This window comes from Thalassospira sp., from assembly GCF_002709775.1.
GTDB lineage: Bacteria > Pseudomonadota > Alphaproteobacteria > Rhodospirillales > Thalassospiraceae > Thalassospira.
This window is the reverse complement of sequence record NZ_PAQR01000007.1, coordinates 211,625-226,316: the sequence shown is the minus strand read 5'-3', so window position 1 is coordinate 226,316 and position 14,692 is coordinate 211,625. Positions and strand designations below refer to the sequence as shown.

Annotated in this window: 10 protein-coding genes; 6 read left to right on the top strand and 4 right to left on the bottom strand. The window is 54.2% G+C overall.

Translation table 11 applies throughout. The features are described 5' to 3' along the window. Positions 1 to 674 precede the first annotated feature (674 nt). Positions 675 to 1,118 carry a hypothetical protein gene (locus CMO10_RS04175; RefSeq protein WP_297019006.1) on the top strand — a complete coding sequence of 148 codons (444 nt, stop codon included), beginning with the start codon at positions 675 to 677 and terminating at the stop codon, positions 1,116 to 1,118. 86 nt (positions 1,119 to 1,204) lie between these two features. On the opposite strand, the gene upp is transcribed toward CMO10_RS04175, so the two are convergent. Together upp and CMO10_RS04165 are read right to left on the bottom strand one after the other, a co-directional pair. Then, complete coding sequence (upp, locus tag CMO10_RS04170) at positions 1,205 to 1,855, bottom strand: uracil phosphoribosyltransferase (RefSeq protein WP_044826678.1); 651 nt, start codon at positions 1,853 to 1,855, stop codon at positions 1,205 to 1,207. Between the two features lie 265 nt (positions 1,856 to 2,120). After that, positions 2,121 to 3,182 (bottom strand): SPOR domain-containing protein, encoded by a 1,062-nt coding sequence (locus CMO10_RS04165; RefSeq protein ID WP_297019005.1) that lies wholly within the window; start codon positions 3,180 to 3,182, stop codon positions 2,121 to 2,123. Between the two features lie 760 nt (positions 3,183 to 3,942). Between CMO10_RS04165 and CMO10_RS04160 the strand changes: the two genes are divergently transcribed. After that, on the top strand, positions 3,943 to 6,144 hold the full coding sequence (locus tag CMO10_RS04160) for a methyl-accepting chemotaxis protein (protein WP_297019004.1): 2,202 nt from the start codon (positions 3,943 to 3,945) through the stop codon (positions 6,142 to 6,144). Positions 6,145 to 6,226: 82 nt separating this feature from the next. Here CMO10_RS04160 and pepN read toward each other — a convergent pair whose 3' ends face one another. Further along, complete coding sequence (pepN, locus tag CMO10_RS04155; RefSeq protein ID WP_297019003.1) at positions 6,227 to 8,866, bottom strand: aminopeptidase N; 2,640 nt, start codon at positions 8,864 to 8,866, stop codon at positions 6,227 to 6,229. 429 nt (positions 8,867 to 9,295) lie between these two features. Between pepN and CMO10_RS04150 the strand changes: the two genes are divergently transcribed. From CMO10_RS04150 to CMO10_RS04135, 4 genes are all read left to right on the top strand, one after another. Further along, positions 9,296 to 9,967: a response regulator gene (locus tag CMO10_RS04150; RefSeq protein ID WP_044826673.1), complete on the top strand. Its 672-nt coding sequence runs from the start codon at positions 9,296 to 9,298 to the stop codon at positions 9,965 to 9,967. A gap of 144 nt (positions 9,968 to 10,111) precedes the next feature. Further along, positions 10,112 to 11,347 carry an AI-2E family transporter gene (locus CMO10_RS04145; RefSeq protein WP_297019002.1) on the top strand — a complete coding sequence of 412 codons (1,236 nt, stop codon included), beginning with the start codon at positions 10,112 to 10,114 and terminating at the stop codon, positions 11,345 to 11,347. Further along, positions 11,283 to 12,287, top strand: a complete 1,005-nt coding sequence (locus CMO10_RS04140; RefSeq protein WP_297019001.1) for an AraC family transcriptional regulator — start codon at positions 11,283 to 11,285, stop codon at positions 12,285 to 12,287. The genes CMO10_RS04145 and CMO10_RS04140 overlap by 65 nt, the downstream gene beginning before the upstream one ends. Positions 12,288 to 12,322: 35 nt before the next feature. Continuing rightward, complete coding sequence (locus CMO10_RS04135; RefSeq protein WP_297019000.1) at positions 12,323 to 12,937, top strand: LysE family translocator; 615 nt, start codon at positions 12,323 to 12,325, stop codon at positions 12,935 to 12,937. 32 nt (positions 12,938 to 12,969) lie between these two features. Here CMO10_RS04135 and CMO10_RS04130 read toward each other — a convergent pair whose 3' ends face one another. Further along, on the bottom strand, positions 12,970 to 14,691 hold the full coding sequence (locus tag CMO10_RS04130; RefSeq protein WP_297018999.1) for an AIPR family protein: 1,722 nt from the start codon (positions 14,689 to 14,691) through the stop codon (positions 12,970 to 12,972). Position 14,692 lies beyond the last annotated feature (1 nt).

The following is a 14,692-nucleotide window of genomic DNA, read 5'->3' as shown; positions in this document are numbered from 1 at the left end:
CTAAACCAAATCGATCCGTCGTCTCCAGGATGCACAGACTTTAGCGCCATAACGCTGCCCGCGCATCCCTTCCTTCTGATCTACAATGTCAAAGAACTCCGGGGCCGAAGCCCCGAACCGTCCGTTCCGCGTCGCCGTCTCGTTAGCGCCGCACCCCGTCGGTGGAGGCGGGTTATAGGGCCCCAATACAAACCTGTAAACACCTTTTTCGGAAAAAAGTGCATTTAATCGGCATTTTTATAAATACTGTTGTTTTTCAAGGCGATAGCCAAAAAGCCATATCCAACCATAACAGTCAGACAGCATTACACCGAAGACCCGTGGTTGAAAAATCCCGCAAAGGCCCTGAAAACAGCCCCTAAAGCCTAGGCTTTTAGAAGCCAAAAAACATTGCGCCGGATCAAAATGATTCGAAAAAGACCTGATCGCAGCAGCTGTGATTCTTCGTAGATCGTCAAATCAGGGGCAAAACCGTTTGATTTGGTGCAATGCGCAACGTCATATTGCCCCTGATAGTTCAAAGCGCGCTTTGCCCTTACGGGCATCGGATCCGGGTAAGGCCGCAAAATGCCGCAAAAGCGAATATGTGAACCTTTCCTTTACATTATCGCCCGATGATAAGGCGAGATAGAGATACCCCTCTTAGACGATGGGCATCAGGGGACCGAAGGAAGATGATGAGACTGCGACAATATCTTATATGTGCCGCCGCCTTTGCGGGGCTCTCTCTTGCCGGGTGCTCTGGCACCAATCTTGTGCCCAACACGGGTACGGGCAGTAGTGATGGCAAAGGTGGCCAACCGGGTCCGTCCTTCACACAGTTTACCGATATTCCGATGCCGTCCAATTCGTCACTGGATATGGATAGAAGCATCATCTTTGGCGCATCCGATGCCTGGCACGGACGTCTTGTCCTGAATGCCGGTGGCTCGCAGGCACAGATGTATGATTTCTATGAGCGCGAAATGCCCAATTTCGGCTGGAGCAAGGTGACCGTGGTGCGTGCCGATATTTCGGTTCTGGTCTATGACCGCGAAAATCGGGTTGCGACCATCAAGCTTACCGGCGGTTCCTTTGCCGGATCGGTGGTCGATATTACGGTGTCGCCGAAAGGCTGATCGCAAACCCGATCAGATCAAAAAACAAAAGGGTGCCAAACGGCACCCTTTTCTTAATGCAAAAGCATCGGCTTTGATCACGTGGTTTAGCGCGTCCCGAACAGACGGTCACCGGCATCGCCAAGGCCCGGCACAATATAGGCCTTTTCATTGAGCTTCTCATCAAGGCCGGCGGTAAAGATCGGCACATCCGGGTGCGCGTCCTGAAAGACTTTGACACCTTCAGGTGCTGCGACCAGCGCCATGAAGCGGATGTCCTTGTCGGCCACACCATATTTATTGAGCGTATCGATCGCTGCCACTGCCGAGTTGCCGGTTGCCAGCATCGGGTCGACCAGAATGAAGGTACGGCCTTCAACTTCCGGCAGTTTGACGAGATATTCGACCGGCATGTGGGTTTCCGGATCGCGATAAAGGCCAATATGACCAATGCGAGCCGAGGGCATCAGTTCGATCAGGCCATCGGCCATGCCCGAACCGGCGCGCAGGATCGGCACGACCGCCAGTTTGCGGCCCTGAATGACCGGCGCCTTCATCGGGCAGATCGGGGTTTCGATGTCTTCGAAGCTGACAGGAAGCTCGCGGGTGATTTCATAGCCCATCAGAAGGGCGATTTCCTTGAGCAACTGACGGAAAGTCTTGGTCGAGGTGCTGACCTTGCGCATGTGGCTCAGCTTATGCTGGATCAGCGGATGATCAAGAATATGAAGGTTCGGGAAATCCTTGTGCGTGCTCATGTGCTTTCGGCCATCCTGTCTTGCTTTGCAGCCGTCCGAAACATGCGGCTGCCCATCTGATGTTTGCGAACCTAGCGCGTAGCGCCTTTGTCCGAGGATGGCAAGTAGAATGCCCCAATCAGATGACAAAAACAAACCCGATGAGATGAATTTGGCAATTGAAGGCGCCAAGCCCAATAGAAAAGCGGGGTGGCCTCTATGACCACCCCGCTCTGCATTCTGACATCACTGTATATAAAGTGTGTGCGTTAACCGTTCCCGCGCATCAATTCACCACGCGGTCGTTCGGCTCTGCCCGGACCGGGAAGCCATCAAGCGAATGATCGGCCTTGATCTTGGCTGCGTCGTCACGCGCAGCAGCGAGCGTGGCGTATGATCCGATGCGGACATAATACCAGGCACCTTCATCTTCCGGACCACGAACGACGACAGCGACTTCAAGTCCCTCGCCGCGCAGTTCCTCTGCCCGCTGGCTGGCATTTTCATGCACCTTGAAGGCGCCGACCTGAACCGAGAAGGGTTTGTCAGCATTCGCAGCAGACTCAGTCGCCGGAGCAGATGGAACCGACGGGGCCGGTTCCGGTGCTGCGGCGGTTTCGGTTTCTTGTGCGGCCGGTTCTTCGGCTTCTGCCTCGGTCGCCTCGGTTGCGGCGCTATCCTGTGCGCTATCAACAGCCGGTGCTTCCGGGGCCGCCGGTGCGGCGGGCGCATCATCGGTCGTACCGGTCACGTCGCGGATTTCAGGTGCAGCGATTTCGGTTGAAGCAGTTGCTTCGGCCGCGGTTTCTTCTGCGGTCTCCGTTGCTTCAGTTGCCGCCTCTTCGCTGTTGGCAGCATCATCTGCAAGGGCCTCGGTGCGCTGGGCAATCAGATCACCGACCGGATCGTCGCTATCCGCGGCTAATTCCGGGGTGGTGGCCGGCTCAGAGGCCTCGGGGGCTGCCTCTTCGATCACGGCAGGTTCTTCCGGGGCGGAGGCCAGCATTTCGACTTGTGGCTGTTCGGTTTGCGTGGTGCGGGCCGCATCATCAGAATCCATAAACAGGCCTGCGCCGACCAGCATGCCAGCAAAGAACAAGACAAGGCCCAGCATGCCGGCGCCCGTGACCAGGCCAAGAAGGGTTTTGCGATCCATATCCGCTATCCGTGCATTAAGGTTTTGCCGATCACCGGGGTTCTTGCCCCCGCGTGCGTTGCCGTCACCCTGCCCGTCCCGGCCATAGATAAAGGCCGGAAGTGGTGCATCCTTTTGCCCGGCATCCGGATCACCTTGCGGTTCCGGGGTTGCGCGCAAATCAGGTTTGTTGGTGTGGTCTTCGCCAGCCATGGATTTGGCCATCCTTCACGACATCAAAGTTACCCTGCGTTTTTAACCGCCAGCACCTTTATAAAACGCTAAAGCCGTGCGCAGACCTGCAACCGCACCGCTCGTGCCCTGCCAAGTGGTGGTCGATATGGATCGTTCGTTTTGGATAAAAAAAGGGGGACTGGTATGTTCCCCGGCATTGTCCCGCACAATGATCCGGATACCAGCCCCCTCGAGTGAGAGAGATCGACCTTCGGGGAGAGAGAGTCCCGAAGATAGAAGCCATCAGGCACGCCATGTCAGCCTGATGGCCGGTCACAAACGACGTTGTCGTCTGCATTTGACAAACACAGTCATAGAGCATCGATTTTGCAAATGCAAACGATTATCACACACATTCGCAGAAAAAATTTTAATGCGTCGAAAACGCGCTCGCAAATCGGGGCTAAGCCCCCCAACCAAAACGAGAATTTCGAAATTGTAGACAATTTCGAACCGGCTGTAAGCCGCAGCTATCCTCAAGAACAGCGAACTAAGGGATTGTTTTCCAGATCAAGCTCTGTTTGGATCAGGGAAACTACTCATAGAAGTAGCGGTGTGAACGGGAGCGACGCGAGCCAACTGAACCAATACAAAAATAAACACGGTTTGCTCTGGAGTGACGAATATGACGGGAGACAAGGCCGCGAAGACGGCTATTGCAGGGGGCGCTACCAGCCTTCTGACGTTACGGCGAATCTTGCTTGTAACGGGGTTACTGGTTTCGGGTGCTGTTACATGGATGCTGCTTTGGACCGGTGACACCTATCGCAACTTTGCGATTGAAACGCTGAACAATTCAGTCAGTGGTACAGTCAATTTCTTTGTCGGGTCGCGTATTGCCGCCGACTATGCCGACAAAATCACCCCCATCGCCAATGAATGGTCACGCCTTGGCAGTCTGGTCAAAAGCTATCAGGAAAATGACCAAACCCGCATGAAGGCCGAGCTCAATATCCTGTCGAATGCGCGTGAAGTGGTTCAGGGGGATGTGAACCTTCTTGATGCGGTTTCCTATGATCAGGAATTCAATCAACTGGCCACGTCGGATGCCAATCTTGGCGCCAGCGTTACGGATAATCCCGACGTCAAAGCCTTTCTGATCGGTCGCGAAAAGGCCGAAGCCCGCAAACCGGCAAGCTTTATGTGGGCGACCCCGGACGGGCGCCCGGTCTTTAGCCTGATCCTGCCGGTGGGTGGTTTCCGTGCGGTCGGCTTCCTTGAAGTCATTACCGATCCCCTGCCCCAGCTTGAAGGCATCGGCAAGGTTCTGGGCGGAAACTTCCAGATTCTTGATAATTCCGGCACGGTTCTGTTTGAAAGCCTTGAGGCCCCGGCAGAAGCACAAGCCGAAGCCGCTCCCGCCGGTGATGCCGCCGCGGAAAATGCCGATGCTGCAGCACCAGCGGAAAGTGCTGAGGCACCTGAGGGCGAAGCCAAACCGGCTGATGTCGGCGGGACACACCGCGCAGCAGTCGACGTTGTCATCAGCGATGGCCGTGGTGGCGTCTGGGCCGAGGCCCGCTTTGACCGCGATGTGTCGGACTTCTATGCCCAGACCGATAGTCTGCGGTTGCTGTCGATCGAGATCCTGGTCGGCGTGCTTCTGGCGGGCTGGATTGTCGGCTGGATCCTGTTGCGGACCACGGTCTTGCGCAACCTGCGTGCCTTTGCCCGTGCGATGACCTCGATCTCGAACGGGGACACCAACGTGACCCTGCCCGATGTCGGCAAGGACGAGATCGGCGAGATGAAAAAGGCGCTGATTGCGCTTCGTGAATCGGTGCGTCAGGCCATGATCCTGCAAAACATGGTCGAAAACACGCCGACCATGACGGCGATGATCCTGCCTGATGGCAAGCTGAGCTACCTTAATGCTAGTGCGCAGGACTATCTTGGCGGCACGACTGAAACGATTTCGGGTGATTTCCTCCATCTTGGGGCGGAGTTCCAAACCAAGCTTGCCAACCCGAACAACCTGCCGTTCTCCGAGATCATACAGACCGAGCGTGGCTATCTGGATGTTCTGGCAGCCCCTGTGCGCGACAAGGACAATGTCCTTTTGGGCACCATGCTGGCCTGGAACGATGTCAGTGAGCGCGAGGAAAGCAAGATCGCGGTCACCGAGATGATGGCCGAGGTCGCCCGTGTCGCGCAATCCGTGACCGAACAGTCCGAGGGGTTGCTGAGCCTTGCCAACGAATTGACAAGTCAGTCGGAAAACACCGTGCAGCAATCTGGCAGTGCTTTGGAGGTATCGCGTGACGCTGCATCCAACACCCAGAACGTTGCCACGGCAGTCGAAGAACTTTCATCCTCGATTGCCGAGATCAACCGTCAGGCAACCGAGGCATCCAACGTGACCGGACGGGCACGGGAGGAAGCCGAGGAAAGCCAGCGCAATATCGGATCGCTTGAAAAGGCCAGTGCCGAGATCGGATCAATCATTGATCTGATTAACGATATTGCGCACCGCACCAAGCTTCTGTCGCTTAACGCAACGATTGAAGCCGAACGTGCTGGCGAACTTGGCAAGGGCTTCGCCGTGGTAGCCAACGAGGTCAAATCGCTTGCCGATCAGACCGCGAATGCGACCGGACAGATCGGTGATCTGACCGCGGCCATTCAGCAGGAAGTGCAAAAGGCTGCGCAGTCGATCAGCACGGTTGGCGAGGTCATTCATCAGGTCAACGACATTCAGTCGACCATCACCCATTCGGTGGATGAGCAGCGCCGCGCAACCGGCGAGATTTCCGAAAACGTGCAGCGGATTGCGGCCGGTGCCGGATCAATGGATGAAATGATCACGTTTGTGAATGACGGGGCACAGGGAACGGGCCGCAACGCCCATGACCTGAACACAGCAAGCCACAACCTTTCGGAAGTGGCGCGCAACCTGTCAGAAAAAATGCGCGAATTCAGCGAGCGGATGAAGCTGACCTGATCAGCCTTTCGATCAGAATGCGCAACAATAAAGGGCGGCACTTTGCGGTGCCGCCCTTTGTCATGTTCAACTGGTCCTGTGATCAGCTTGCAACCGACTTCGATGCGATTTCATACAGATCGCGCGAGAGTTCCGGTTTGGCGAGGATGCGGTTCAGGGCCGCCTTCATCTTATCCGCCCGATCCGCATCATATTTCGCCCATTTACCCAGCGGCGAGCACAGGCGTGCTGCGACCTGCGGGTTGATGTCATCAAGCTCGATCAGGCGATCGGCATAGAATTCATAACCCGAGCCGTCCTTGGCATGGAAATGACGCGGGTTGGCCATGGCAAAGGCGCCGATCAAAGCGCGCACCTTGTTGGGGTTGCGCATGGTAAAGGCCGGATGGCTCATCAGATCCTTGACGCGCGCCAGGGTATCGTCACGCGATGACATGGCCTGCAGCGAGAACCATTTGTCAAGCACGACCGCATCACTGGCAAAGCGTTCCTCGAAATCGGACAGTGCAGTTCCACGGCCCGGATGATCAAGGTTATTCAGCACCGAAAGGGCTGCCATCTGATCGGTCATGTTATCGGCTGAGCCATATTGCGCGGCAGCGATATCGGCATATTCATCCGCACCGCTTGCCACCAGATAGGCCAATGCCATTGCCCGCAAGGCGCGCTGCCCCGCCGATGCCGCATCCGGGGTAAAGGCCGCATTTGACGCATTCTGGTGATAGGTGTTGGCGAAATCATCGCCAAGCGCCTGGCCGATGCGTTTACGAAGGGCCGTGCGGACCTGATAGATCGCCTCGGGATTGGCGGGGCTGCGTTGTTCAGACAGGAATGCCTCGCCCGGCAGGACAAGCGCATCAGCACGAAACGCCTTATCAAGATCGTCATTGATAAGCGTTGCGCGCATCGCAGCGACAAAGGCGTCCACCCGGTCCTGCTCGCCGGCAAAGGCAGAATCGACATCGCCGCCATTTGCTTCATACGCCGCAATGACCGACAGCATCAGTCGGGTTGCGTATTTCTGCCCGGCTTCCCAGCGGTTAAAGGCATCGCTGTCATTGCCCATCAGGAAGACAAGTTCGTCATCAGGCTGATCGGTGGTGATGTTGACCGGTGCGGAGAATCCCCGGTTAAAGGACAGCACCGGCTTTTCAGAGACGCCGTCAAAGACGAATTCCTGGCTTTCCTTGGTGAGTTCGACCGTTTTCGCCACCAGATCAGAACCATCTGCCCCTAGAAGACCGATTGAAATCGGCATATGCAGTGGCTTTTTGTCTGGCTGCCCCGGGGTTGGGTCGGTTTTCTGGGTGATGGTCAGACGGTATTGTTTGGCATCCGCATCATATTCGCCCTGCCAGCCGAGTTTCGGTGTACCGGCCTGTGAATACCAGAGTTTGAGCTGCGTGAAGTCCGCACCATTGGCGTCTTCCATTGCCTTGGCGAAGTCATCACAGGTCACTGCCTGCCCGTCATGGCGATCAAAGTAAAGGTCGATACCCTTGCGGTAGTCATCCGGGCCCAGCAGCGTATGCATCATGCGGATCAGTTCCGCGCCCTTTTCATAGACCGTGGCGGTATAGAAGTTGTTGATTTCCATATAGCTGTCCGGGCGTACCGGATGGGCCAGCGGCCCGCCATCTTCGGGGAACTGGGCCGCGCGAAGGGCATTGACGTCCTTGATGCGCTGTACCGGGCGGGAGCGTTGATCGGCCGAGAATTCCTGGTCGCGGAAAACGGTCAGGCCTTCTTTCAGCGACAGCTGGAACCAGTCGCGGCAAGTTACACGGTTGCCCGACCAGTTATGGAAATATTCGTGTGCAACAATGGATTCGATGCGTTCATAATCAACATCGGTCGCGGTATCGGGCCGTGCCAGAACAAACTTGGCGTTGAAAACATTGAGGCTTTTGTTTTCCATTGCGCCCATGTTGAAATCAGACACCGCGACGATATTAAACAGATCAAGATCGTATTCGAGGCCATAGACCTCCTCATCCCACTTCATGGATCGCTTGAGGCTGTCCATCGCATAGTCGCAGCGATCTTCATTGCCATGTTCGACAAAGATACGAAGCGCCACATCCCGGCCCGACATGGTCTTGAAGCTGTCTTCAACACAGGCGAGGTCACCGGCCACCAGCGCAAACAGATAGGACGGCTTGGGGAACGGATCTTCCCACACCGCGAAATGACGGCCACCTTCCAGATCGCCACTATCGATCAGGTTGCCGTTTGACAGCAGAACCGGGCAGCTTTCCTTATTCGCATTGATCGTGACCTTATAGGTCGCCATGACATCCGGGCGATCCGGGAAATAGGTGATGCGTCGGAAGCCTTCGGCCTCGCACTGGGTGCAAAACGCACTTTGCGAAACATACAGCCCTTCAAGGCGGGTATTGTTGGCCGGTGAAATCTGGGTCTCAAGCTCGGCAATGAAGGTTTCGCTTGGTGCCTTGAAACGCAAACCTTCCTGATCGACACTGAAATCACTTGAAGCCAGACGCGCACCATCGAGTGTCACGGAAAGCAGCTTCATATCCTCGCCATGCAGGAAAACTTCGTCGCCCTTGCCGGTACCGCGCACAGGATTCGCAGCCATAAACAGGCGCGATTTGACATTTGTGACGTCCCGATCAAGGTCAAAAACCAGTTCGACCTTTTCGACAATAAAGTCAGGTTCCTTATAGTCTTCGCGACGGATCACTTGCGGCTGTTCAGACATTGAGGTGTCCTTTTTTCCTTGGGCTGCGCGGTTTTGGAACGGATTGTATAAATTCGCCAATTTCGCATTGCAGTGTGGTGTTTCAGTACTGAATTTCGGTCAGTGATATCACTGATAGGATAAATTTCATTTTTCCTCAAATGCGGAGTTTACGGCACCGATTTTAATGGGCATACTCTCAAACGGTGGCGCGAGGGGGGCCAAGGTTTCACATTTCGTGGGGCGAGAGTGATCTTTGGTTTCCCTCAACCTTTCTGCCCGTTTTTCCAGACAAAACCTTCGATGCAGATTGGCGCCAACCGGGTCGCATCCACACCCAAATCAAAATATCCCAACATTTTCTCACCTATTTCTTTGTGAGTTCCGATTGATCGGGATAGAATAATTGCGACCTGTCGGGGAACGATAACTTTCAGGGGAACATGGCCAATGTCCGATAACTTCCAGATTCTGATCGCCGATGACCATCCGCTCGTACGCGGAGCACTCAAACAGGCCTTGAGCTCAGAACTGGAAAATGTATCGGTCCTCGAAGCCGGAAGCCTTTTTGAAGCCATCGATCAGGTCGAAGCTCACAAGGGCGATATCGACCTTGTCCTGCTGGATCTGCATATGCCCGGCATGAACGGCTTTACCGGCCTGTTTACCCTGCGCGCATCCTATCCCGACATTCCGGTTTCCATCGTTTCGGCCAGTCAGGAACTCCCGGTCGTGCGGCGCTCCATAGAATATGGTGCGTCGGCCTTTGTGCCAAAATCAGCCCCGGTTGATCAGATCGGCCTTGCGGTCAAGACCGTGCTTGATGGTGGCATGTGGATGCCCGATTGGGCACGTGAAGCCATGGAAAACGGCCCGGCCGATGATGAGGCAACCGGTTTGGCCGAAAAGATCGGCCAGCTCACACCGCAGCAATTGCGTGTGCTGAACATGCTGACCGAAGGCAAGCTCAACAAGCAGATCGCCTATGAGCTTGATGTTACCGAGGCGACCGTCAAGGCCCACGTATCGGCCATCCTGCGCAAACTTTCGGTCCATAGCCGTACCCAGGCCGTGATCATCGCCCGCGAGCTGCAGCTGCAGGAACCGGCGATTGATGCCTGAGGCACCCTGCTCTCAGAGCTGATCCACGCCTGATCCAACACTGATCCTCCTCACATAGCTGACGGAACCTTGTTCCGATCAGAACGTTTAACGCAGATAGACCTTTATCTGCGGGCCTTGTCCCGTCCAAGCAGGAGCTTCTGCATGACAACGCCCGTGGCCGGGAATGATCCCGCCAGTACCAACACCAGCAATACAGAGAACGACACCGCAACGCCAAGCAGTCGCGGCACGACATCCGAGGACCGGATGCGGACATCGCGGGCGCTTGTTTATCGCCGGGCGCGGACGATCTCGGTGATCGGGACGTTTGGCATTCTGTTTCTCGGCTGTCTTTACATTGCGCAAAGCCTGCTTTTGCCGGTTGTGCTGGCCTTTTTGCTGTCGCTTGTCTTCTCGCCACTGGTGCGCACACTTGCGCGGTTTCGCATTCCTCGCGCGATCAGTGCGCTTGCCATTGCACTGACTCTGAGTGCGTCGGTCATTGCCGGGATTTACGGGCTGAGCGGGCCGGTATCAGGCTGGATCGAAGAAGCCCCGCAGATCGAGCAACGCCTGCGTTTACGTCTGGCAGACCTCAGCGAGCCGCTTGATAAGCTCCGCGATGCCCAGCAGCAGGTGACCGAAGCAACCGAACAGAATGATGGTGATGAGGATGTGCAAAAGGTCGTCGTGACCGAGCCCAACCTGATCAGTCAGGCCGCACAGGGTGCGCCCGATATTCTTGCCGGGATCGCGATGATGCTGGTGTTGCTGCTGTTTATCCTGACCGCTGGCGATCTGGTTTACGAGAAACTGGTGCGTGCCCTGCCGACCTTTGGCGACCGGCGCAAGGGTTTGCGCATTGCCCATGATATTGAACGCGAAGTCTCGCGCTATCTTGCCACCATCTCGGCGATCAATATTGTGCTGGGTATTGTCATTGGCACGCTGATGGCGGTGATTGGCCTGCCCAACCCGGTTCTATGGGGGATTGTTGCGGCGGTTCTGAATTATGTGCCGGTTCTGGGGGCGCTGACCGGGGTGGCGATTGTTGCTGTTGTCGGGCTTGTTTCAATGCAGACCACGGCCGAGGCGCTTCTGGCCCCTGCCCTTTATTTCGCCTTTACCGCCCTTGAAGGCCAGATCATCACCCCGGCCCTTGTTGGCAATCGGCTTCGCATCAACTCGATCGCGATTGTGCTCGGTGTGGCTTTCTGGGGCTGGATGTGGGGTGTGATGGGCATTCTGGTTGCCGTCCCGCTTCTGATCGTGACGCGTGTGATTGCCAATCACGTTGATGGCTTGGGCGGATTGCGTGAATTGCTGGGGCCACATGCCATGGGCAGCGGGTCGGAGCGAAGCCTTCCCGAACGCATGCCGCCACAGCGATCATCATAACGCGCACGAACTCGTATCGCGCATTGCCAAACGGGCCAAACACTGCCACCTTTGGCCGATGAACAAGGTCGAAATCGTTGCCCATGATTGTTTGGGTGTTGAAGCCGTCATGGCCGAAACACGCCATTCCTTTGCCAAACACACCCACGAGGCGTTTGGCATCGGCTTCATGTATTCCGGTGCGCAAAAATCCCTATCCGGGCGCGGCATGGTCGAAGCCGGGGCTGGCAATATCATCACGGTCAATCCGCGCGAAGTCCATGACGGCCATCCGATTGGCGATGGGCCGCGCGGCTGGAACATGCTGTATTTTGACCCGGCCCTAATTGCGCAGGCAGCACACGACCTTAGTGACGCTGCGACCGATCAATACGAGTTCGCCCGTCCCGTGATGGACAGCCCGGAAGTCCGGCAATGCTTTGGCGCATTGTTTGATGCCATCACCAATGGATCGGAAGAAATTGCTGCGCTTCGGCGTGAAGAAATGCTGTTGCTGATGCTTCATCACGCCATGATTTCACCGGGCGAGCCCGAACCAAAATCAAGCGCGGGCACCGCCGTTGCGCACGCCCGGATCAAACGCGCCAAGGCGTTGCTTGATGACAGCCCAACACTTAGCCACAGCCTTGATGACTTGGCAGACGCCGCAGGACTCAGCAAATTTCAAACACTGCGCAATTTTACCCGGGCCACCGGGCTTACCCCGCACGCCTACCTGATCCAGCGGCGCATTGATCTGGCACGCGCCATGATCAAATCGGGCGAAACGCTTGCCTATATCGCGAGTGCCGCGGGCTTTGCCGATCAAAGCCACCTCAACCGCCACTTTGTCCGCGCCTTTGGCCTGACACCGGGCCGCTATGCGCGGGCGATCCGCACGAACTACCCCATCTGCACGTCCTGCAATTCCGTTCAAGAATGCTTGGCTCACCATCCGTAGATTGAGGGCAACACAGTCAAACGAACGGATGGACCATGATCAGCCTCGACTTCCTGATAACCTCCCTCATCATCGTCGCCCTGCCCGGCACCGGCGTGATCTATACTCTTGCCCTTGGACTTGGGCGCGGCATGAAAGCAAGCATCTGGGCGGCCTTTGGCTGCACCCTTGGCATCGTGCCACACATGACCGCCAGCATCCTTGGCCTCGCCGCCCTGCTGCATGCCAGCGCGGTTGCCTTTGAAATTGTGCGTTATCTCGGTGTGGCCTGGTTGCTTTATATGGCCTGGGGCATGTGGCACGGGACGGGTGCGATGAAAGTCACCGCCAATGAAAGTGCTGCGGGCGTTCTTAAAATCATCCGCGACGGGATATTGCTCAACCTGCTGAACCCGAAACTCTCGGTCTTCTTCCTCGCCTTCCTGCCACAGTTTGTTAGCGCTAACACCCCCGAGACAACACTTGAGATGACCCTGCTCGGCCTTATCTTCATGGCAATGACATTTGCGGTGTTTGTGGTCTATGGCTGCTTTGCAGGCGCACTTCGCAGCCACATTATCGAACGACCAAAGGTCATGGCCTGGATCGGCAAAAGTTTTGCCGGCACCTTTGTTCTGATGGGCCTAAAGCTGGTGCTTACGGATCGTTAAAGTGGCAGCCAACCAAAGTAAATGTCGAACATCTATTCGACATTTACTTCCAATTTCTTCTTCAACCTTCGGTTAATATCCTGTTGAGACTGTGATTTTTTGAAATAGTTATTTAAGTTTACCAGTGGCTCAGCATTTTCAACCAACATCATTTGCATTTCGTTCTTTGCTTTTTCGTATGCTTTTTCAATTTTCTCGTCATCTGATCTAATTAAATTGACCAAGTCCAAAATTGGTAATGCGGACATTTCGTCATCTTGCTCAATAAACCACCAGAGAACCCTAGTTATGTGAAATACGCCGTAGTTGAGAATACTTCTTGTCGGATCCGAGTCCGCCAATTCACGATATGCCCTACGACCACGAACATCGCAAAACTTGTACAACTCATGCGCCAATACTAATTGAGAAGGCTTAGCTTTCCCAAAGATGTCACTGTATAGCTCGTTAGAATACACTTTGTATTTCTGAGCACGGCTTACGGTTGGCTGCCTCAAGAATACGGCAAGGTACGCTTGACCTGCCTTCTCCAACTTAATTACGTCACTTGGAGAAACCCTAGCGCTTTTAGATTCGCCACGCTTTCGCTCATAAAACAAACCAAATTCTTCGTGAATTTTTTGCTGTATAAGCTGCTGTATTTCGTCGTTCGCATGAAGATCTCGTGTATTAATGGAATTTTGATTATTTGTTGCAATCACAACATTATTAACAAACGACTCGTCGTTTGAAGAGTATATTTTGACCTGAAGTTTAACCTCTCCACGCAAAACGCCATCTTCGTAAGCCGATCGAATGGAAGACGTAGTTTGACACCCGTTGATTATCTGAAGGTTTTTTATTTTAACGCTCGGGCTATCTGGATCTCTAACAATATCAAAATGGTCGCATACCATTGTTATCCCATTATTCATGAACCAGAAAAGCTTTGACTTGTCCTCCACTGTTGAAGACTCATGAATATTTTTGTTCACTTGACCACCAAGCCCAAGGTTTCCCCTTACGTTGGCATCGAACACCGCATCCCTAGGCTCGGATTGAGCAAGTTTAGCCAACTCGATACCACTAACCGTACATAGAAGACTTTTGACCCCGGCAGCATCAAACTCGACTACAGACGCACGGTTTGCATCATATACAATGGGCAAATTGTAGTTGATGGTTCTCTTCTGGTTTCGACGCAAATTCATCAGCCTATTGAGTTCATGCGCCCCCACAAAATCAAAGCTAAAATCACCGAAAACTTGAGATTCTGCGAACTCGCGGCGGATGTTATCGGCATTTTGCAACGCTTCTTCTGAAATCCCCTCTTCATCACCTAACGTTACGAACATACAACGGACAGAAACGCTTGTATTACCATACTCAGCAATGACTTCCCTTACATTGCTGATTTTTTCAACAAACAATTTATTGGAAATTTTTTGGTATTCTGCTCTCTTTACTTTAAATATAAAGTCCAATGCTGCCTTCATTAAAGACACTGTATTGGCAGAAAACCCCGAAGTATTTTTTACTTGTATAATATCGACAACTACTTTTTGCGTAGATTCATCGACACCAATATGAAAGATGTCCGTTTGCCGTTCACCAGAACCGTCTACTATTTCATCCAAGGGGACATCGTCATACTCAACATCGTAGATCAGACAATAAAACCAATACATGAAGGCATCATCATCATTAAGACCCGTTTCATCTGAAAACCTTCCGATTGCATCGGAGACGAACCCTAATTTCAGATCAAAAGACATC